Source organism: Pantoea eucalypti (genome assembly GCF_009646115.1).
Classification (GTDB): domain Bacteria; phylum Pseudomonadota; class Gammaproteobacteria; order Enterobacterales; family Enterobacteriaceae; genus Pantoea; species Pantoea eucalypti.
This window is the reverse complement of sequence record NZ_CP045720.1, coordinates 2,612,649-2,630,622: the sequence shown is the minus strand read 5'-3', so window position 1 is coordinate 2,630,622 and position 17,974 is coordinate 2,612,649. Positions and strand designations below refer to the sequence as shown.

At 53.0% G+C, this 17,974-nt stretch carries 24 protein-coding genes; 9 read left to right on the top strand and 15 right to left on the bottom strand.

Annotation, left to right across the window (positions count from 1 at the left end; translation table 11 throughout):
- The first annotated feature begins 47 nt into the window (after positions 1-47).
- Positions 48-287 carry a YceK/YidQ family lipoprotein gene (locus EE896_RS12305; protein ID WP_033743162.1) on the top strand — a complete coding sequence of 80 codons (240 nt, stop codon included), beginning with the start codon at positions 48-50 and terminating at the stop codon, positions 285-287.
- On the opposite strand, the gene EE896_RS12300 is transcribed toward EE896_RS12305, so the two are convergent.
- The 3 genes from EE896_RS12300 to EE896_RS12290 all read right to left on the bottom strand — a co-directional run bounded on the left by EE896_RS12300 (position 278) and on the right by EE896_RS12290 (position 2,537).
- Complete coding sequence (locus tag EE896_RS12300) at positions 278-679, bottom strand: MysB family protein (RefSeq protein WP_003849925.1); 402 nt, start codon at positions 677-679, stop codon at positions 278-280. The genes EE896_RS12305 and EE896_RS12300 overlap by 10 nt on opposite strands.
- A gap of 131 nt (positions 680-810) precedes the next feature.
- Positions 811-1,077 carry a hypothetical protein gene (locus EE896_RS12295; protein WP_008925916.1) on the bottom strand — a complete coding sequence of 89 codons (267 nt, stop codon included), beginning with the start codon at positions 1,075-1,077 and terminating at the stop codon, positions 811-813.
- Positions 1,078-1,613: 536 nt separating this feature from the next.
- Positions 1,614-2,537: a Kdo(2)-lipid IV(A) acyltransferase gene (locus EE896_RS12290; protein WP_110411566.1), complete on the bottom strand. Its 924-nt coding sequence runs from the start codon at positions 2,535-2,537 to the stop codon at positions 1,614-1,616.
- Between the two features lie 253 nt (positions 2,538-2,790).
- Between EE896_RS12290 and trhO the strand changes: the two genes are divergently transcribed.
- Positions 2,791-3,840 (top strand): oxygen-dependent tRNA uridine(34) hydroxylase TrhO, encoded by a 1,050-nt coding sequence (gene trhO, locus EE896_RS12285; protein WP_003849918.1) that lies wholly within the window; start codon positions 2,791-2,793, stop codon positions 3,838-3,840.
- Positions 3,841-3,879: 39 nt separating this feature from the next.
- Here trhO and EE896_RS12280 read toward each other — a convergent pair whose 3' ends face one another.
- From EE896_RS12280 to grxB, 9 genes are all read right to left on the bottom strand, one after another.
- A complete protein-coding gene (locus EE896_RS12280; RefSeq protein WP_078804271.1) occupies positions 3,880-4,455 on the bottom strand; it encodes a YceI family protein in 576 nt (191 codons plus the stop codon).
- Position 4,456: 1 nt separating this feature from the next.
- Positions 4,457-5,032 carry a cytochrome b gene (locus tag EE896_RS12275; RefSeq protein ID WP_003849915.1) on the bottom strand — a complete coding sequence of 192 codons (576 nt, stop codon included), beginning with the start codon at positions 5,030-5,032 and terminating at the stop codon, positions 4,457-4,459.
- Between the two features lie 295 nt (positions 5,033-5,327).
- Positions 5,328-6,440, bottom strand: coding sequence for an N-methyl-L-tryptophan oxidase (solA, locus tag EE896_RS12270; RefSeq protein WP_140915874.1), 1,113 nt, complete (start codon positions 6,438-6,440; stop codon positions 5,328-5,330).
- A 94-nt stretch (positions 6,441-6,534) separates the two neighbouring features.
- Positions 6,535-6,789, bottom strand: a complete 255-nt coding sequence (gene bssS, locus EE896_RS12265) for a biofilm formation regulator BssS (RefSeq protein ID WP_003849911.1) — start codon at positions 6,787-6,789, stop codon at positions 6,535-6,537.
- A 334-nt stretch (positions 6,790-7,123) separates the two neighbouring features.
- Entirely contained in the window at positions 7,124-7,396 is a 273-nt protein-coding gene (locus EE896_RS12260) for a hypothetical protein (protein WP_003849909.1), read from the bottom strand.
- Between the two features lie 144 nt (positions 7,397-7,540).
- Positions 7,541-7,786: a DNA damage-inducible protein I gene (gene dinI, locus EE896_RS12255; RefSeq protein ID WP_003849907.1), complete on the bottom strand. Its 246-nt coding sequence runs from the start codon at positions 7,784-7,786 to the stop codon at positions 7,541-7,543.
- Between the two features lie 62 nt (positions 7,787-7,848).
- The gene (pyrC, locus tag EE896_RS12250) at positions 7,849-8,892 is read right to left on the bottom strand and encodes a dihydroorotase (protein WP_003849906.1); all 1,044 of its coding nucleotides are present in this window, start codon (positions 8,890-8,892) and stop codon (positions 7,849-7,851) included.
- Positions 8,893-9,026: 134 nt separating this feature from the next.
- Entirely contained in the window at positions 9,027-9,590 is a 564-nt protein-coding gene (locus EE896_RS12245) for a lipoprotein (protein ID WP_003849904.1), read from the bottom strand.
- A 115-nt stretch (positions 9,591-9,705) separates the two neighbouring features.
- On the bottom strand, positions 9,706-10,353 hold the full coding sequence (gene grxB / locus EE896_RS12240) for a glutaredoxin 2 (protein ID WP_003849902.1): 648 nt from the start codon (positions 10,351-10,353) through the stop codon (positions 9,706-9,708).
- 299 nt (positions 10,354-10,652) lie between these two features.
- On the opposite strand from grxB, the gene rimJ reads away from it, so the two are divergent.
- From rimJ to murJ, 4 genes are all read left to right on the top strand, one after another.
- Positions 10,653-11,243, top strand: a complete 591-nt coding sequence (gene rimJ, locus EE896_RS12235; protein ID WP_003849899.1) for a ribosomal protein S5-alanine N-acetyltransferase — start codon at positions 10,653-10,655, stop codon at positions 11,241-11,243.
- Between the two features lie 16 nt (positions 11,244-11,259).
- A complete protein-coding gene (locus EE896_RS12230) occupies positions 11,260-11,898 on the top strand; it encodes a DUF480 domain-containing protein (protein WP_008925922.1) in 639 nt (212 codons plus the stop codon).
- A gap of 1 nt (position 11,899) precedes the next feature.
- Positions 11,900-12,820, top strand: a complete 921-nt coding sequence (locus EE896_RS12225; RefSeq protein WP_110411565.1) for a Gfo/Idh/MocA family protein — start codon at positions 11,900-11,902, stop codon at positions 12,818-12,820.
- Positions 12,821-12,941: 121 nt separating this feature from the next.
- Positions 12,942-14,480, top strand: a complete 1,539-nt coding sequence (gene murJ / locus EE896_RS12220; RefSeq protein ID WP_003849898.1) for a murein biosynthesis integral membrane protein MurJ — start codon at positions 12,942-12,944, stop codon at positions 14,478-14,480.
- A 308-nt stretch (positions 14,481-14,788) separates the two neighbouring features.
- Here murJ and flgN read toward each other — a convergent pair whose 3' ends face one another.
- The 3 genes from flgN to flgA form a co-directional block, all read right to left on the bottom strand.
- Positions 14,789-15,220 carry a flagellar export chaperone FlgN gene (gene flgN, locus EE896_RS12215; protein WP_003849895.1) on the bottom strand — a complete coding sequence of 144 codons (432 nt, stop codon included), beginning with the start codon at positions 15,218-15,220 and terminating at the stop codon, positions 14,789-14,791.
- A 5-nt stretch (positions 15,221-15,225) separates the two neighbouring features.
- A complete protein-coding gene (flgM, locus tag EE896_RS12210) occupies positions 15,226-15,534 on the bottom strand; it encodes a flagellar biosynthesis anti-sigma factor FlgM (RefSeq protein ID WP_003849894.1) in 309 nt (102 codons plus the stop codon).
- A 105-nt stretch (positions 15,535-15,639) separates the two neighbouring features.
- Positions 15,640-16,299 carry a flagellar basal body P-ring formation chaperone FlgA gene (gene flgA, locus EE896_RS12205; RefSeq protein WP_008925924.1) on the bottom strand — a complete coding sequence of 220 codons (660 nt, stop codon included), beginning with the start codon at positions 16,297-16,299 and terminating at the stop codon, positions 15,640-15,642.
- A gap of 154 nt (positions 16,300-16,453) precedes the next feature.
- Between flgA and flgB the strand changes: the two genes are divergently transcribed.
- From flgB to flgD, 3 genes are read left to right on the top strand one after another with little or no spacing between them, the layout of a single operon-like run.
- Entirely contained in the window at positions 16,454-16,867 is a 414-nt protein-coding gene (gene flgB, locus EE896_RS12200; protein ID WP_003849889.1) for a flagellar basal body rod protein FlgB, read from the top strand.
- A 2-nt stretch (positions 16,868-16,869) separates the two neighbouring features.
- Positions 16,870-17,274, top strand: a complete 405-nt coding sequence (flgC, locus tag EE896_RS12195; RefSeq protein WP_003849888.1) for a flagellar basal body rod protein FlgC — start codon at positions 16,870-16,872, stop codon at positions 17,272-17,274.
- A gap of 12 nt (positions 17,275-17,286) precedes the next feature.
- A complete protein-coding gene (flgD, locus tag EE896_RS12190) occupies positions 17,287-17,961 on the top strand; it encodes a flagellar hook assembly protein FlgD (RefSeq protein WP_003849885.1) in 675 nt (224 codons plus the stop codon).
- The last annotated feature ends 13 nt before the right edge of the window (positions 17,962-17,974 follow it).

Below are 17,974 nucleotides of genomic sequence, written 5' to 3'. Positions count from 1 at the left end.
GAGCAGCGCGTGACGTTTTCAATGGCAGTTCATAGCGGGTATCAGTGGTGAAAGCATTTTTAAAGGCAGGCGTTGTTGTAGCTGCGGTGCTTTGCTTAAGCGGATGTGGCAGTATCATCAGTCGCACCCTGCCGGGACAGGGACACGGCAATCAGTATTATCCCGGCGTACAGTGGGATGTACGCGACAGCGGCTGGCGAGTCTTAACGATCCTCGATTTGCCACTGTCGCTGGTGGTTGACACCCTGTTGTTACCGGTGGATGCCAGTCACGGTCCTTACGAATAACTGCGATCGGAGTCGCTGTTATCATCTTCCCACTCTTGCGCGGCGGCTTCACCCTCTTCGGTGTCCAGCGGCGGCTCAAGCTGGAATTCGCCGTCATCCCATTCGTGCAGGGTATTTTCTGCTAACCACTCCTGGCGCAGTTCAACTTCGTCAAAGTCAGCATCAAAGATGGCCTGTGCGGCGTCACCGCTGCGGAAGGGCAGGCATTCCCCCGCTTCACCTTCATCGGTCAGGAACTCAGCCTGCCACATAATATCGCCATCCTGCATGACATACTTTTGCAGGCCAAACTGACTGATCGATGCTTCTTCTTCATCCACCTCAGGATTGTTAGCGAGGTACTCTTCACGTGCAGCATCAATCGCTTCCTCTAACGTACTGTACATGCTCATCAATCTTCTCCTTACCGGGTTCATTAACTGCAGATTCATTTGATTTCAGTGAAGGATAGACGAAATTCAGGGGAGGGAAAGGGCGGGTCAGTGCAACTGGCGGGAAATAAACCATTTCCCGCCAGTCAGGGTCAGATCATCTTTTGTGGAAAGTGCAGAACGGGTTGAACAGAGTCATGAATCACCGGCGCTGAGTAGCGGATACAGCATTTTATACAGGGCTTAACTTTCTTAAAATTAATTCTGGCGATGGAAAGCGCCTGGCTCAGGTTATATAAAGTGCCAATGAAGATGACTTCATCTTTATCTGGCATTCGCTTACACCCTTTACGATGAAGGAAATGATAATTTTCCTGATCGGTACCAATTGTGACGTAATAGTAGAGACCTTTGTTCATATAATATGTCCCGATAGAGGTTTGCTGTGTTGTCTTTTTATAATTTTTGTCAGAGCGGTTAAAGATCTGACTGTCACGAAAGAAACTACCGATTAGCTTTAACTTCTTCAAATGCCATAACGGTCTATCAGGCTGTTAAAAAAATGTAAAAAGGAATATAGGTCAAATTAACAAGGCAAAAGCTTGTAATATAAGTTAATTTTAATCGATCCATTAGCCAGAATACATCGTTAAGCCTGGCTAAATAGGATTAGGCCTGGTTTGAAAGTTAATTAGCACCAGATATTATTAAATACAGTACGCTGAAAATTAATGACTAAAAGAAAATCAGGCAGAATAGCGCCTGTTAGTAAGGTTTTTGATTATAAAATCGAATTTTAAATAGATAAATAAACTATTTTGAACTTCATGGTTGATTAATTAACGGTCCTGAAAATTCGATGAAACGATGATCCCGCCACGAGCGACTGATTTATTCAGCAGAGCATAGAGTAAGAAAAGCGCTAAATGCCAGAAAGACATTTAGCGCGAAAGGATTAATAACGGGAGGGTTCGCCTTCGGGGCGGGTTTTAAAGCGACGATGAAGCCACATATACTGTTCCGGTGCCAGCAACACGCCTTCTTCAACCACTTTGTTCATTCTGGCAGCGGTGACAATATCGCTCTCCAGCGTAAATTCGTCGCTGATGTCAGGCAGTATCATCAGTTCATAACCACGACCACCAGGCAGACGACGCGGCACAAAGGGAATAACCGCCGGTTTACCAGTACGAATCAGCAAATGGGTGCCCACCGTGGTTGCCGCTTTTTCCACAGCAAAGAAGGGCGCAAAAACGCTGCTGCGTGGGCCATAATCATGGTCGGGTGCGTACCAGATAATGTCGCCGTTTTTCAGCGCGCGAATCATTCCTTTAAGATCTTTGCGGTCAATCATACTTTTATTTGAACGCATCCGGCCTTTAACCTGCAGCCAGTCGATCAATTTGTTGTCATTAGGGCGATAGACGCCAATGCCTGGATTATGGATACCAAACATGCGCGCCCCAATTTCCAGTGTCAGAAAGTGCATGCCAATAAGCAGGACACCACGCTGACTATCCCGCGCCTGCTGAATATGCTCCAGACCTGAAGGCTTATGCCATTTATTGATGCGCCAGTCAGGCCAGAACCATGCCATACCGGTCTCGATCAATCCCATGCCAACCGATTCGAAATTGTGTTTTACCATCGCTTCACGTTCATTGATCGGCATTTCCGGAAAACATAATTCCAGATTACGTCGGGCGACACTGACGCGGTGCTTCATAAAACGCATCCCGATACGACCAATATTGCAGCCGAGAACATAAAGCAGGGGATAGGGAAGTAGCACCAAAAGATAAAGAAAAGCGACACCCACCCAGGTCAACCAATAGCGCGGGTGAAGCAGTTCTCGTGAAAACTGAGGCAACTGGGTCATATGAAGGTTAATTTTCCTGCGTCGCGCACCGTGCGGTGCTGATATCTCATTAATTTCTGCCATTGTGCCAGTTTTTATCGGGCGTATAAATATCACTGACGGAACAGGCTACTGCAGGCGGATGTAAACTCTCCAGATATTGGCGGAAAAAACAGCACAAGATGATCGGTTCTTACACTGGCCTTTGCATCCTGCTGAAATCAGGTATCATGTGCCCGCTAAAATTCTCCTATTGATAACAGGAAAGAACACCATGCCAGTGTTACATAACCTCGTTTCCAATAAAGAGCTGAAGGCGCGCATGCTGGCTGAAACTGAGCCGCGCACCACTGTCTCTTTTTACAAATATTTCCAGATTGCCGATCCAAAAGCATTCCGTGATGCGCTCTACGTTGGCCTGACAGCACTCAAGGTGTTTGGCCGCGTCTATGTCGCGCACGAAGGTATTAATGCGCAGATCAGCGTGCCCGCCAGTCAATATGAAAAGATGAAAGCGTGGCTCTATAGCTTTGATCCGGCGCTGAATAATCTGCGTATGAATATTGCCCTGGACGATGATGGAAAATCGTTCTGGGTGCTGCGTCTGAAAGTGCGTGATCGCATTGTTGCAGACGGTATTGAAGACAGCAGTTTCGATGCCAGCAATGTGGGTCAGTATCTTAAAGCAGCAGACGTTAACGCGATGCTGGACGATCCTGACGCGCTGTTCGTGGATATGCGAAACCACTACGAATATGAAGTGGGGCGTTTTGATAATGCGCTGGAAGTGCCTGCTGACACCTTCCGCGATCAATTGCCGATGGCGGTTGATATGCTGCAGGATCAGAAAGACAAAAAGATCGTAATGTACTGCACCGGCGGGATCCGCTGTGAAAAAGCCAGCGCCTGGATGCGGCACAACGGCTTTGAGGATGTCTATCACATTGAAGGCGGGATCATCGAGTATGCCCGCCGCGCGCGTGAGCAGGGGTTACCGGTACGCTTCAAAGGCAAAAACTTTGTCTTTGATGAGCGGATGGGTGAACGTATTTCTGACGACGTGCTGTCGAACTGTCATCAGTGCGGCGAACCCTGTGATACCCACGTCAATTGCGTCAATGACGGCTGTCATCTGCTGTTTATTCAGTGCAAAAGCTGCGCAGAGAAGTTTGAGAACTGCTGCAGCCCAATCTGTCAGGAAGAAGCAAAACTCTCTCCGGAAGAGCAGCGCGCTCGCCGGGCGGGACGTGAGAATGGCAATAAGATCTTTAACAAGTCACGTGGCCTGTTAAATATGACTATTCCTTCGCCAGTGAAGAAATAAACGTGGCCGCCTGAAGTGAGCTTCAGGCGGCGTGTTGTTTTACTGACGTACACCTTCAACTGAGATCATCAGCTGCACCTTCTGCGAAGCGGGCCCCAGATCTTTAGTGATGTTGAAATCTTTCAGTGCAATTTCCCCTTCGGCCTCAAAGCCAGCGCGGTAACCGCCCCACGGATCTTTACCTTCACCCAGCATTTTCGCCTCCAGCGTCACCGGTTTCGTCACGCCATTCAGCGTCAGATTGCCGGTAATCTTCAGCTCATCACCCTCTTTTTTTACCTCTGTGGATGTAAACGTGGCCTGCGGGTTTTTACTGGTGTTCAGGAAGTCAGCGCTGCGCAGGTGCTTGTCACGTTCAGCGTGATTGGTATCGACGCTGCTGGTGTTAATCGTGACGTCGACTTTGTCTGCTGCAGGGTTCTTCTCATCAAAAGTGAAGCTGCCATCGAAATCTTTAAAGGTGCCGTAGAGCCAGCTGTAACCCAGATGCTGAATACGGAACTGAATAAACGCGTGCTGGCCCTCTTTATCGATTTTATAGTCTGCAGCATTGGCGGTCATCGAACTGAGCAGCAGGCTGGCACCGGTCATCGCCAGCAGAGTCTTTTTGAACATATTATTTATCCTTTTCAGAGGGAGAAGGGATGCGTAAACCTGACATCCGTTTTAGGGTGATATCACGATCGATAAAATGATGTTTTAACGCAGCCAGACCATGCAGTACCGAGAGGATCACAACCGTCCAGGCCAGCCAGAGGTGAATGTCGCCCGCCAGGTCAGCCTGCGCGCCTGCACCGCTGAACAGCGCAGGCAGGGTAAACCAGCTAAATACAGATATCGGTTTGCCATCGGCGGTTGAGATCAGATAGCCACTGATTAAAATGGTCAGCAGCAGGGTGTACAGCAAAAGGTGCGCAACCATTGAACTGATACGCACCAGCGGGGAATAACTGCTCAGCGGTTTTGGCGGCGGCGAAATAACACGCCACACCAGACGAACAATCAACGCCAGCAGCAGCATCACGCCAATGCTTTTATGAATTTCCGGCGCGTCGTGATACCAGCTATCGTAGTAGCCCAGGCCGACCATCCATAACCCCAGCGCAAACATGGCATAAATCGCCAGCGCCATACACCAGTGCAGCAGCACGGCAATCAGTCCAAACTGATGAGATGAATTGCGTAATAACATGATGTCGTTTCAAAAAAGAAATAATATGAAATAAGAATCTACATTATGAAATATAAAAGCAATTGCCCTTACGTTTCTATAAATTTTATTTTTTAATATGAAATGGCTGAATAAAAGGAGGTGAAGATGCGCAATATTTCTGAATGAGTTATTTGTGGCAAAGGGCTCGTCAACGAATAAGGCGGCGAATTAACCTGAAGTGCGGAATAAAACCGTGTCATTATGTCAGCAAAATTCAGTTTACGTCAGTTAATGTCAATGGGTGGCGCCCACTTGATGCCACCCATTTTCAGCGTCAGAAGCGCGAAAGGCGGAAAGGGGTCAGATCAAATGAGAACGGTTTTTTCTGAGCAAATTCTGCAGCCAGTTCACCTAATACACTGGCAAATTTAAACCCGTGTCCGCTGAGTCCGGTAATCAATAAACGGTCAGGTTCACCTGGCAGCGTATCAATAATAAAGTCCTCATCCGGGCTGAAATCGTAGCTGCAGGCTTCACCATGCAGACAGACACCCACGCCGGGTAAAAACTGACGCAGGAAACTAAAGGCTTCACTGCCATCGGCCGCGACCGCACCAAAAGGTTTACGATCCTCTGGCTGCTGCATCGGCTGTCCGCCATCATGACGCCCCACCTTCAACGCGTTATTATCCGCCGGGAAGCCATAGAACTGGCTGCCATTCGTCATTTCTACCGTAAAGCCGGGAAACTTATTGTTTTCGCTGTAGCGACCATCAGCCTGATACCAGGCAAACACTTTTCGGGTGGGGGCCACTGGCAGGTCAGGAACTAATTTACCGACCCAGGTGCCGGCACTGACCAGCATTTTGCGACCCCGATAGATACCGTCCAGGGTGGTGACCTGCTGCAGATCGCCATCACGTCCCAGCTCGGTGACCGGACAGTTAAACAGCTGTGCACAGCCCGCCTGCTCCGCCAGCTGAATCCAGCTGCGAACCGCCTGTTCGCACTTCAGATAGCCGGAGTCCGGCTCAAAGACGCCCAGATAACCCTCAGGCACGTTAATTTGCGGCCAGCGCTTTCGCACGTCATCGGGCTGCATTACCTCAATGTTGAGTTGCCAGCGAGCGGCGCTGTCGATGACGTTCTGAATAAAAGGTGACTGAATTGGCGCAAGGTTAAGTACGCCGCTGCGATGCATAATGCGCTCACCGGCGCGCTGTTCCAGTTCATCCCACAGCGTCTGCGCTCGCAGGACCAGGGGAACGTAGCGTTCGCCTTCGCCATAAGCGTGACGGATCAATCGACTTTCGCCGTGATGCGTGCCCTGATTGTGGGGAGGATGTGCACTGTCGATCATCAGCACCGATAAACCCGCCTGGGTAGCATAGTAGCCTGCCGCCGCGCCCACTGAGCCGCTGCCGACGACGATAAGATCATAAATCATGATAACTGTGCTCTAAGAGTAAGATAATCAAAAGAATACCAGAAACAGAAACGAAAAAGGCACCCCTGAGGGCGCCTCTTTGATGCGGCAGAGATTAATGCTTATTGAGGAGTCGTTCTATCTGCTCGGCTGATTCTATCTTGGCGATGCCCGCTTCGAGTATCGAGATAAACTGCCTTGCCACATCCGTTGTCAGCCAGTAAGTAGGGCCAACATCCGCTTCTTCTTCTTTTTGATCCTGCGACGACAGCGAGTGCAGGCGGATCATCATGGCGTCATAGCTATCAACGGTACTGATATCCCAGCCCACCAGCGGATGAGTCTGAATAACGTCTTTTCTTCTGTCCATTATAACCTCCTTATTACTCGTTAAACGAAGTGCATGGTGAGGTTCAATGCGGCTTTTTTATTCCAATAGCGAAACTATTATAACAGTAAACCAGGGAATCATGACTTTAAAAAGGCCGTGAGTCAGCTTCTCACAGAATATTTGCGTTTGAAAGGCGCGGAGGAAAAAATAAAATGCCTGGCAGGCAGGCAGGCAGGCAGGCAGGCAGGCAGGCAGGCAGGCAGGCAGGCAGGCAGGCAGGCAGGCAGGCAGGCAGGCAGGCAGGCAGGCAGGCAGGCATTTTAATCACTATTCATTGGGCAGGCAAAAAGTGGCTTCAGCCACGTGAGCCTGCTTAAAGTGTCGGGCTTTCTGGCACGATGCCGCCGCCGCGTTTCTGCAGTGTTTCTGCCAGACGGGCAAAGTGCTGCTGAAGCTGTTCATCATGGTTTTGATTTTGGGCTTCCAGCGACAGATTGTGCACCAGCAGCTGACTGGCGCGATCGTCAAGACAGAAAATCAGACTGGAAAAGGCATTTTCCAGCACCGTCAAACGACGCTGTTGATCACCAATCAGTGCTAACAACTCACCAAAGGTCATCGCCTCTTCCGGTTTATCAGTAGTCATGGTGCGCACCTCCTGTTATGCGTGACGAGCGCAAGGATAGGGTATTGATCATTAAGAGTCTAGATGCAGAGAGGGGGAAGTGCGAGAGGGAAGAAAAGATAAAAAAACCGGGTGGCGACACCCGGAAAAAAAGCACAGTGGCGGTTAATCAGTAATGAACCAGTCATCAGCACTTTCCCACGTCTGCTGCAGGATTTCGCTGATCTGGTCGCGCGTCTCTTTTCCACCGCCCAGCACGCTGAGATTATTGGCACTGGCGTAACGTACCTTGACGTGATTGGTCGAGTCAGGGAACTGTTCATCAATGCGGCGCGATAATTCATCGCTTAACGCTTCAATCGCGCCAGCAGGAAGAGGTCGGGTATTGGATACGGTAATTTCAACGCGCATAATAGCCTCCGGTTAAGATGCTGTATATATTTACAGTATCGACGAGCCGGAGGCAAGTAAAATTATGCGATGCGCCAGTTCAGTGTTTCACCCGCCAGGAACGGCACCAGAGCGTGGCTGCCGAGCGCGATTGATTCAGGCACCTGCCAGGGCTCACGCACCAGCGTAATCGTCCCTTCATTCAGCGGCAGGCCGTAGAAACGCGGCCCATTCTCAGAACAGAACGCTTCGAAATGTTCCAGCGCGTTCAGCTCTTCGAAAACGGTGGCGTAAGCGGGCAATGACGTTGGCGCATTAAACACGCCAGCGCAGCCGCAGCTGGCTTCTTTGAGATGGCGCAGATGCGGCGCAGTGTCAGTGCCGAGGAAGAATCGTGGGTTTCCGCTTGCTACCACCTTACGCAGCGCTTCCTGATGCACGTTGCGCTTAAGGATCGGCAGGCAGTAGAGGTGCGGACGAATACCGCCCACCAGCATATGGTTGCGGTTAAACATCAGATGCTGCGGGGTAATGGTTGCGCCCAGCGTCTCATCGGCGGCGGCGACATAGTCAGCGGCGTCCTGCGTGGTAATGTGCTCCATCACCACCTTCAATGCCGGAAACTGGCTGCGCAGCGGCACCATTACGGTTTCGATAAACCGGGCTTCACGGTCAAAAATATCAACGTGTGCATCGGTAACTTCACCGTGGATCAGCAGCGGCATACCGAGCTTCTGCATACGCTCCAGCACGCGGGCAATCGACGCGATGTTGGTGACGCCATGGCTGGAGTTGGTGGTGGCGTGCGCAGGATAGAGCTTGGCCGCGGTGAACAACCCCGAGGTAAAACCGCGCTCCAGCTCATCAGGATCCAGTGAGTCGGTCAGATAGCAGGTCATCAGCGGCGTAAAAGCGTGCCCGGCGGGCAGCGCCGCCAGGATACGATCGCGGTACGCTTCACCTGCCGCCACGCTGGTTACCGGCGGCACCAGGTTCGGCATGACAATGGCACGACCATTCACCGCGCTGGTATAGGGCAGGACCGTGTTGAGCATCTCATCATCACGCAGATGAATATGCCAGTCGTCAGGGCGACGCAGGGTAAGTTGCTGAGGTTGTGCTGTCATCAGTGAAGCTCCGGCAGAAGGGAAACAAAAGGCATGTTTTGGCCGGGGTCTAAGCATAAGGATTCAGGCAACCGTTTGCACCTGCTTTTTATGTCGATAAAGAAAATCCGCGCCATAAGGCGCGGAGATCGGGATTACTGTGTGAACGGAATGACCAGTTCTCCCGGTTTCACTTCCAGTCCTTTGGCAAATTTCTTCGCCAGCGACTCGCCTTTACTGCGGTCAGCACTCAGTACATAAGCAGGATTTTGATCAAAATAGCTTTTGAGTGACTGATTCAGGTATGGCGTCAGCGTTTTCATAATTGACGCCATTTTTTCCGGGGCAACCTGCGTATCGACAATCTCCAGATCGCGAAGATAGATGGCGCCCTGCTGCGGCTCATAAACCGGCTGAGCACGCATCTTCAATTGCATATCGGCCTGCTGAGGACCAAACAGTGAGGTGACGTTAATTTTTGCATTGCCGGAAAGTGTCACCTTTCCTGGCTCTTCGCGCCCAATCTGACTGGTCAGGTTGTTCAGCACAATATGCGCGTTAACCAGTCCGGATACGCCAATGTCTTTCTCATAGTTGTTGTGCTTCTGCAGCGCCTGATTCACTTCCTGTTCGCTGATGGTGTATTGGGTCAGTTGATTACATCCGCTCACCAGCAGCGCAATCAACAGGGCCGTCAGCCCGAAAAATGCCTTTTTCATCGATCTTTATCCTGAATATCAGAGCCAGTAAACAGGCTATAGCCTGCCTGAATGCGGGGCGGGTGTCATCAGGAAAGGGATGAGAAACGCCGCAGCGTCTCTCATCGCGGCAGGGTTAGTGGGATATTGAAGAGAGAAGATTTACCTGGGTCTGTTTAGCCATATTATCGCGGTAGTCAGCGACCCGTGCTGGCCAGTCGATACCCGCCACCAGCGTCAGTGAGCGCAGCAGTGGAAAGAGATTAAAATCATCTTCTGACAGCTCGCCGTTCACCGCATTGGGCTGTTCGATTAATTTGTCCAGCTTGCGCAGATCCTGGCTGACATTTTTAATCAGCCCGGCCGAGTGACTTTTCAGCGCGTCAAAATCACCGATGCTTGCCTGCTTTTTGGTGCGGAAATAGTCACGCGCCTCCGGGGTAGCGAATTCGGCAAACGCCGACTCAGCAATGCGCGGCAGTAGCAGTTTGTTGACATAGCTATTCATATGACGCAGCCAGTCAGCGATTGCCGGATTCAGCGCGCCGGTAATCAGCGGCTCGCGATCCTGCTGATCGACATAATGCACAATATCCATACTCTCAGGCATCGCGCTGCCATCCTGCTTCTGCAGAATCGGCGCCATTTTCTGCCCAATCAGCCGGTTCGGCGTCTCCTCGTCGTCGTTTAGCATCACCACCAGCTCAACCGGTTTGTTCTTCAGGCCAAAAATCATTCGCGCTTTAACGCAGAAAGGACAGTGGTCATAGATATAGAGCTTCATCCTGATCTCCCGGGTTTCAGAGGGTTATTGTTAAACAGAACGAATCAATTCTTTCTGTTTTCGGGCGTGTGAAAAGTATGGAAGAGATTACTCAACAGGGCAAACTCACCTGGCAGAGGCATCACAGGAACCGCCGCTTAAACCAGCCATTCTGATGAATGAAAGCGGTGATAACAGAGCAAAATCAACCTCTTTATGGCGAAAAAGCTGTAACGTTTTACCGCAGCCCAGGCGACGGTTATAGTGAAAGCCGGTTAATGACGGCTCATCTTCATCAGCCATTGATTTCAGGAGTCAGGATGTTTGGCTATCGTTCTGCCGCGCCCAGGGTGCGATTAACCACCGATAGACTGGTGGTCCGTCTGGTTCACGAACGTGATGCCTGGCGAATGGCAGATTACTATTCGGAAAATCGCCAGTTTTTAAAACCCTGGGAACCGGTGCGCGATGACAGCCACTGCTATCCCTCAGGGTGGCAGGCAAGGCTCGGACTGATTTCGGACATGCATAAGCAGGGCTCCGCCTTCTATTTTATTCTCATGGACAGCGATGAAACCGAGGTGCGGGGCGTGGCGAATTTCAGCAACGTGCTGCGCGGATCGTTTCATGCCTGTTACCTTGGCTATTCACTGGGTGAAAAGTGGCAGGGACAAGGGCTGATGTTTGAGGCGTTGCAGGCGGCTATCCGCTATATGCAGCGCCAGCAGCATATTCATCGCATCATGGCGAACTACATGCCGCACAACCAGCGCAGCGGCGATCTTCTGGCGCGACTGGGTTTTGAGAAAGAGGGATACGCGAAAGATTATCTGCTAATTGATGGGCGCTGGCAGGATCACGTGCTGACAGCGTTAACTCTGCGGGAATGGACGCCTGACCGGCGTGGATAATGATGAGGATGCGAGCATGAAGATGGTTTTATCGGCGCAGGCGTTGCGCGTACTGGGCTGTCTGCTGGAGAAGCAGGTCACCACGCCGGAGCAGTATCCGCTGTCACTGAATGGTGTTGTGGTTGCCTGTAATCAGAAATCGAATCGCGATCCGGTCATGGAGCTAAGCGAAAGCGAGGTTCAGAATCAGCTCGATCTGCTGGAAAAACGGCATCTGATCACCGCCAGCAGCGCCGCCGGGCAACGGGTAGTGAAATATGAGCAGCGTTTCTGTAACTCTGCGTTTGGTGCGCTGAAGCTCAACAGCGCGGAAGTCGCCCTGCTGACGCTGCTGCTGCTGCGCGGGCCACAAACACCTGGCGAACTGCGTACCCGCAGCGGTCGTCTGCATGAGTTCAGTGACGTCAGCGAGGTCGAGCAGACGCTGGAAGGCCTGATGCAGCGTGACGACAGTGCACAGGTGATGCGCCTGGCGCGAGAGCCGGGTAAGCGTGAAAGCCGCTTTATGCATCTGCTGAGTGATGAGAGCGATCAGCCGCAGGCCGCTGACGCGCCGGAAGAGCAGGGCGACCTGGCGACGCGCATTACCCTGCTGGAGCAGCAGGTCGCGGCGCTTCAGGCCCAACTCACCCAACTGCTGCAAACGGAGCGCTGAAATGACACTACGTATTGGTGTGTTGGGATTAGGCGGTATCGCGCAGAAAGCCTGGTTGCCTGTGCTTTCTGCAGCAACAGACTGGACGCTGGTGGGCGCATTCTCCCCGAATCAGGCCAAAGCCCGCCCAATCTGCGACAGTTATCGCATCTCAAATTTTGGTTCGTTAAATGATTTAGCGGCTGCCTGCGACGCGGTCTTTGTCCACAGCAGCACCGCTACGCATTACGACGTGGTCAGGGCACTGCTGCTGGCCGGAAAAGATGTCTGTGTGGACAAGCCGCTGGCTGAAACTCTGGAGCAGGCTGAGTCGCTGGTGGCGCTGGCGGAAAAACGTCAGCGTAAACTGATGGTGGCGTTTAACCGTCGATTCGCGCCGCGCTATCAGCAGCTGCGGGCGAAGATGACCGACGCTGCCTCTCTGCGGATTGAAAAGCATCGCAGCGATAGCGTCGGGCCACAGGATCTTCGCTTTACCCTGCTCGACGATTACCTGCATGTGGTGGACACCGCACTCTGGCTGGGCGGCAAACCGTTTCGCCAGGTTCAGGGACGTATCGACACCAACGAACAGGGACAGATGCTCTATGCTGAGCACCATTTCAGTGTTGAAGGATTAACGATCTCCACCAGCATGCACCGCCGCGCAGGCAGTCAGCGCGAGCGGGTCAGTGCGGTATGTGACGGTAAATGCATCGACATCAGCGAGATGCGCGACTGGCACGAAGAGCAGAGTGATGGCCTGATAATTACGCAGCCACCCGCCTGGCAGAGCCATCTTGCTCAGCGCGGTTTCAGCGGCGCGGCGCACCATTTCATTGACTGTGTACAAAATCAGACGAAGCCTGAAACCAGCGGTGAACAGGCGCTGATGGCGCAGCGTGTCGTAGAAAAACTGTGGCGCGAGGCCACCCGCGAATAACGCCTTGTAACACTCCGTGCTGGTCATTTCCCTCTGTGGCAGTAGACTGTCGCCGGGCATCCTCAGGTGCCCGCGCTAATTCTCCTTTTTTGCTGATTCTTTTCAGGATGCGCCGTCAATTATGAATTTGTTGAAATCGCTGGCAGCGGTCAGTTCTATGACCCTGTTTTCCCGCGTACTGGGCTTTGCCCGTGATGCCATTGTGGCGCGGGTGTTTGGCGCCGGAATGGCGACCGATGCGTTCTTTGTTGCGTTTAAACTGCCCAATCTGCTGCGGCGTATTTTTGCTGAAGGTGCATTTTCTCAGGCTTTCGTGCCGATTCTGGCTGAATACAAAAGTAAGCAGGGCGAAGAGGCGACCAGACTCTTCCTGGCTTACGTCTCGGGCCTGCTGACGCTGGCGCTGGCGCTGGTCACCGTGGCGGGCATGATCGCTGCGCCCTGGGTCATCATGGTCACGGCGCCCGGCTTTGCTGACAGTCCCGATAAGTTCGCGCTGACCAGCTCGCTGCTGCGGGTAACCTTCCCCTACATTATGCTGATTTCGCTGGCGTCGCTGGCGGGTGCGGTACTCAACACCTGGAACCGTTTCTCGGTGCCAGCCTTTGCGCCGACTCTGCTGAACGTGAGTATGATTGGTTTTGCGCTGTTTGCTGCGCCGCATTTCCATCCACCGGTGATGGCGCTGGCCTGGGCCGTGGTGGCTGGCGGCGTACTGCAACTTGGCTATCAGCTGCCGCACCTGAAGAAGCTGGGGATGCTGGTGCTTCCCCGCCTGAATCTGCGTGATGCGGGTGTCTGGCGGGTTATGCGTCAAATGGGGCCTGCCATTCTGGGCGTTTCTGTCAGCCAGATTTCCCTGATCATCAATACCATTTTCGCCTCGTTCCTGGTCTCAGGTTCAGTCTCCTGGATGTACTATGCTGATCGTCTGATGGAGTTTCCCTCTGGTGTGCTCGGCGTGGCGTTGGGCACTATTCTGCTGCCATCGCTGGCTAAAAGTTTTGCCAGTGGCAACCATGATGAATATTCCCGACTAATGGACTGGGGTCTGCGCCTGTGCTTCCTGCTGGCCCTGCCCAGCGCCGTAGCCCTGGGTATGCTCTCCGGCCCGCTGACCGTGGCACTGTTTCAGTACGGTAAATTTACCGCTTTTGATGCATTGATGACGCAGCGTGCCCTGATTGCTTACTCTGTCGGCCTGATGGGACTGATTGTGGTTAAAGTGCTGGCACCGGGCTTCTATTCCCGTCAGGACATCAAAACGCCGGTTAAAATCGCGATTATTACTCTGATCATGACGCAGGTAATGAACCTGGCGTTTATTGGTCCGTTGAAACATGCCGGTCTGTCACTGTCGATTGGTCTGGCAGCCTGTCTCAATGCGTCGCTGCTTTACTGGCAGTTGCGTAAGAAGAATATCTTTAACCCGCAGCCAGGCTGGAGCAGCTTCCTGATCCGCCTGCTGGTCGCGGTGGTGGTCATGGCTGGTGCACTGTTCGCCATGCTGCAGTGGATGCCCGCATGGGAGCAGGGCCCGATGCTGTGGCGACTGCTGCGTCTGGCGGCGGTCTGTGCAGTTGGCGGCGGGGCCTATTTCCTGGCGCTGGGGCTGCTGGGCTTCCGGTTGCGCGACTATGCTCGGCGCACGACTGTGTAAGGTTTGCAGCCATGAGAAATTCAATGTGCAGGGAACGGGGGCATAGGAGGAAAGCGTCCCGCGCCATGGACAAAAACGCCGGGAGCGTTTTTGAACAACGCGAAGCGTTGGCCCGGCAACGGGCGCACCTCAGGGATGAGGTGCGTAATCGCGTGGGCCGAGCGTGTCATGGATGACAGCTTTTGTGTCTTTCCGATCTGACCCGGTTCCCTGTACAGGCACAATCTCAAAGCGAATCGTGATAAAGAAAATAACGCACCAATAAAAAAATCCCGCACCTGGCGGGATTTTTTACGCTACTTTTCGACTCAGGCTTTACGGCTTAACGTCGCCTGGCCTTTACCCATCCCATCCGGGCCATAAAAGGCCTGCGTCTGATGCGGCTTCAGCACTTCAAGTGCATTTTCGGTGTAACGAATCTGATGTTGCAGCAGCAGGCCATTGTGGACATTGGCATCCTGCAGACGACGGGAATGCTGCTGGATCGTATCCCAGCGGCGAGCCATGTCGTTCTGACCACGATAAGGTGCTGATGTCGCCTGACTCTGTTCAGCGGCGCGACGCATCTCATCCAGATAGTTGAGCGTACTGAGCAGCGCGCTTTTATCTTCGGTGATACGCTGCAGCAGGTTGCTGTTAATGCTGCCCGCTGCCAGCTGCTGCTGCTCTTCTTCCAGCACGGCTGACAGCGATGCCAGCACGTCCTGCATCTTATCTAATGTGGTCTGCAAATTACTCATGGGAATTAGTTACCCTCTAAATACGCCTTGGTGTCGGCAATCAGCGCATCGGCGATTTTGCCGGTATCCATCTTCAGTTCGCCATTACGAATGGCGGTTTTCAGTTGTTCAACGCGCTCGACGTTAATATCTTTGCTGCTCGGCTGCATCAATTGCGCCTGCGCGCTGCTCAGGCTGACCTGGGCTGCTGCAGGGGTCGTGGCGGCTGCCACCGGGCTGGCGCTCTGGCGCACTTTGCTGTTACCGGACTCACTGCTATCGCGGCTCTGTACGGTGCTGGCGGGTTTCAGCGGTTGCGTTCTGTCAATGCTCATATTCGGGCTCCTGTACGGTCAGGGGGAAGTCTGCCACCTGAATCATAATAGCGTTATCGCTTTGTTGATTCTTCTATCGGCAGCACTTAGGGCTTCTTTAACACTTTACAGCGTTATAAGAATATTCCCATCCTCCCGGACCTTACCGCTGACAACCTGGCCATTTCCCATACGGACACGGACCGACTGCGAACGGGCGGCATTGTTCAGCGCCTTGCCCTCACCGCTGGCGTCAAATCCATCACCGCTGGCAATCACCATCACATTCTGACCCGCCTTAACCCGCCACGGCTGACGCAGCGTGGACGGATTAATCGGCTGTCCGGGCTGGATATCGCGCAGCACCACAGCATCGGCGACCGAGTCCGCATTCAGCAGGGCGCGGGCGGGCAGGGTGTCCAGGCGGCCGGTCTGCAGCGTGAAATCGCTCTCGCTAACGCTACTGCCCTGACTCAGCAGCCGGTTCGCCACCAGATAAGAGCCGGTGACCTGGACCTGTACCTGGATATAACGGCGATTCTCACCGCAATTTGCCGCCACGCTCATATTGCCCCACAACCGGCTGTTGCCGGGCAGCGTGAACTGTGGCGCCTCACAGGCTGGCCACTGTTCTTTCGGCGTGCGAACCACTACGACCATGCCAGCAGCATGCTGGGCGTCACGCGCTTTAAAAAATTGATTCAGTTGTGCATTGAGATCCCCGGCAGAAGCTGGCAGGGCAATCACGACCAGCAGACTGGTCAGCAGGGTCAGATATCGACGCATTGTGCATTTCCTCACTGATGATGGCGACGAGTGTAACCTTTAAGAAAAATCCTCAATTGTCAAAATAGCGGCCATTTAAGTCGCTATTCAGACGATGACGTCTTGCTTTTTCAAATTAAGCTGCGAGCTCGAAATTCTCATACGCGGAGGAAACATGCTCGACAAACTGGATGCGGCGCTGAAATTTGGTACGGAGGCCCTCAACCTGCGTGCTCAACGTCAGGAGATCCTGGCGTCAAATATTGCCAACGCCGATACCCCTGGATATCAGGCCCGGGATATCGACTTTGCAAGCGAGCTGAGTCGGGTGATGTCCAATGGTCGTGCGGAAGGCAGCAGCATGGCGCTAAAAGTCACGTCAGCCCGGCACATTGAAGCACAGACAAACGGCGCACCATCGATGGATATGCTTTATCGCATTCCCGATCAGCCTTCTGCCGACGGCAACACCGTAGATATGGACCGTGAGCGTACGCAGTTCGCGGATAACAGCCTGAAATATCAAACCGACCTCACCCTCATCAGTAGCCAGATCAAAGGCATGATGAGCGTGTTACAAGGGCAATAATTATGGCCTTGCTGAATATTTTTGACATTGCCGGCTCAGCGATGACCGCGCAATCACAGCGATTAAACGTCAGTGCCAGTAACCTGGCGAACGCCGACAGCGTCACCGGCCCAGATGGTAAGCCTTATGTTGCTAAGCAGGTGGTCTTCCAGACCGATGCGGCACCCGGCTCCGCCACCGGCGGTGTGAAAGTGGCAAAGGTCGTGGATGATCCCACACCCGCGAAGCTGGTGTATGACCCGGGCAATCCCATGGCTGATGCCAAAGGCTACGTGAAGATGCCGAACGTGGATGTGGTTTCTGAAAGCGTCAACACCATGTCGGCGTCACGCAGTTACCAGGCCAACGTTGAAGTGCTCAACACCGTGAAGTCGATGATGATGAAAACCCTGACCCTTGGGCAATAACGGAGAAAATTTATGGCTATCGCGGTAGGCGTTAACGACAAGCTGGACCCCACGGTTCTTAGCTCTTCTAACACCAGTGGCACGGGCAACAATGCACAGGATCTGCAGAACCAGTTCCTGACCATGCTGGTGACGCAGTTAAAGAACCAGGATCCTACGAATCCTATGGATAACAGCCAGCTCACCACGCAGCTGGCACAGATCAATACCCTGAGCGGCATTGAAAAACTGAATACCACGCTGGGATCGATCTCCGGCCAGATCAACACCAGCCAGTCACTGCAGAGCTCCACGCTGATTGGGCATGGCGTAATGGTCAATGGCGGACAGATTCTGGTCGGCAAAGGCACCACGACGCCATTTGGCGTTGAACTGGCCTCTGCCTCAACCGGCGCAACCGCCACCATTACAGATGCCAATGGCTCGGTAATCAACACCGTCGATCTGGGCGCGCTGAGCGCGGGCGTGCACACCTTCTCGTGGGACGGCAAGCTCACCGATGGCTCCGTTGCGCCAGATGGTAAATACAGCGTTGCGATTGCCGCAAGCAATGGCAACACACAACTGGTGGCACAACCGCTTAACTACGCCTACGTCAATGGGGTGAGTACAGCGAACAACACCACAAAACTGGATCTCGGCACCATGGGCTCCGCCACCCTTGACGACGTACGTCAGATTCTCTGATTAACCTGTAGAC

What these genes read in the sequence shown, in the direction of transcription:
- EE896_RS12300 (WP_003849925.1), bottom strand. Translation starts at nt 679, where the DNA reads ATGAGCATGTACAGTACGTTAGAGGAAGCGATTGATGCTGCACGTGAA.
- EE896_RS12295 (WP_008925916.1), bottom strand. Translation starts at nt 1,077, where the DNA reads ATGAACAAAGGTCTCTACTATTACGTCACAATTGGTACCGATCAGGAA.
- EE896_RS12290 (WP_110411566.1), bottom strand. Translation starts at nt 2,537, where the DNA reads ATGACCCAGTTGCCTCAGTTTTCACGAGAACTGCTTCACCCGCGCTAT.
- trhO (WP_003849918.1), top strand. Translation starts at nt 2,791, where the DNA reads ATGCCAGTGTTACATAACCTCGTTTCCAATAAAGAGCTGAAGGCGCGC.
- EE896_RS12280 (WP_078804271.1), bottom strand. Translation starts at nt 4,455, where the DNA reads ATGTTCAAAAAGACTCTGCTGGCGATGACCGGTGCCAGCCTGCTGCTC.
- EE896_RS12275 (WP_003849915.1), bottom strand. Translation starts at nt 5,032, where the DNA reads ATGTTATTACGCAATTCATCTCATCAGTTTGGACTGATTGCCGTGCTG.
- solA (WP_140915874.1), bottom strand. Translation starts at nt 6,440, where the DNA reads ATGATTTATGATCTTATCGTCGTCGGCAGCGGCTCAGTGGGCGCGGCG.
- bssS (WP_003849911.1), bottom strand. Translation starts at nt 6,789, where the DNA reads ATGGACAGAAGAAAAGACGTTATTCAGACTCATCCGCTGGTGGGCTGG.
- EE896_RS12260 (WP_003849909.1), bottom strand. Translation starts at nt 7,396, where the DNA reads ATGACTACTGATAAACCGGAAGAGGCGATGACCTTTGGTGAGTTGTTA.
- dinI (WP_003849907.1), bottom strand. Translation starts at nt 7,786, where the DNA reads ATGCGCGTTGAAATTACCGTATCCAATACCCGACCTCTTCCTGCTGGC.
- pyrC (WP_003849906.1), bottom strand. Translation starts at nt 8,892, where the DNA reads ATGACAGCACAACCTCAGCAACTTACCCTGCGTCGCCCTGACGACTGG.
- EE896_RS12245 (WP_003849904.1), bottom strand. Translation starts at nt 9,590, where the DNA reads ATGAAAAAGGCATTTTTCGGGCTGACGGCCCTGTTGATTGCGCTGCTG.
- grxB (WP_003849902.1), bottom strand. Translation starts at nt 10,353, where the DNA reads ATGAAGCTCTATATCTATGACCACTGTCCTTTCTGCGTTAAAGCGCGA.
- rimJ (WP_003849899.1), top strand. Translation starts at nt 10,653, where the DNA reads ATGTTTGGCTATCGTTCTGCCGCGCCCAGGGTGCGATTAACCACCGAT.
- EE896_RS12230 (WP_008925922.1), top strand. Translation starts at nt 11,260, where the DNA reads ATGAAGATGGTTTTATCGGCGCAGGCGTTGCGCGTACTGGGCTGTCTG.
- EE896_RS12225 (WP_110411565.1), top strand. Translation starts at nt 11,900, where the DNA reads ATGACACTACGTATTGGTGTGTTGGGATTAGGCGGTATCGCGCAGAAA.
- murJ (WP_003849898.1), top strand. Translation starts at nt 12,942, where the DNA reads ATGAATTTGTTGAAATCGCTGGCAGCGGTCAGTTCTATGACCCTGTTT.
- flgN (WP_003849895.1), bottom strand. Translation starts at nt 15,220, where the DNA reads ATGAGTAATTTGCAGACCACATTAGATAAGATGCAGGACGTGCTGGCA.
- flgM (WP_003849894.1), bottom strand. Translation starts at nt 15,534, where the DNA reads ATGAGCATTGACAGAACGCAACCGCTGAAACCCGCCAGCACCGTACAG.
- flgA (WP_008925924.1), bottom strand. Translation starts at nt 16,299, where the DNA reads ATGCGTCGATATCTGACCCTGCTGACCAGTCTGCTGGTCGTGATTGCC.
- flgB (WP_003849889.1), top strand. Translation starts at nt 16,454, where the DNA reads ATGCTCGACAAACTGGATGCGGCGCTGAAATTTGGTACGGAGGCCCTC.
- flgC (WP_003849888.1), top strand. Translation starts at nt 16,870, where the DNA reads ATGGCCTTGCTGAATATTTTTGACATTGCCGGCTCAGCGATGACCGCG.
- flgD (WP_003849885.1), top strand. Translation starts at nt 17,287, where the DNA reads ATGGCTATCGCGGTAGGCGTTAACGACAAGCTGGACCCCACGGTTCTT.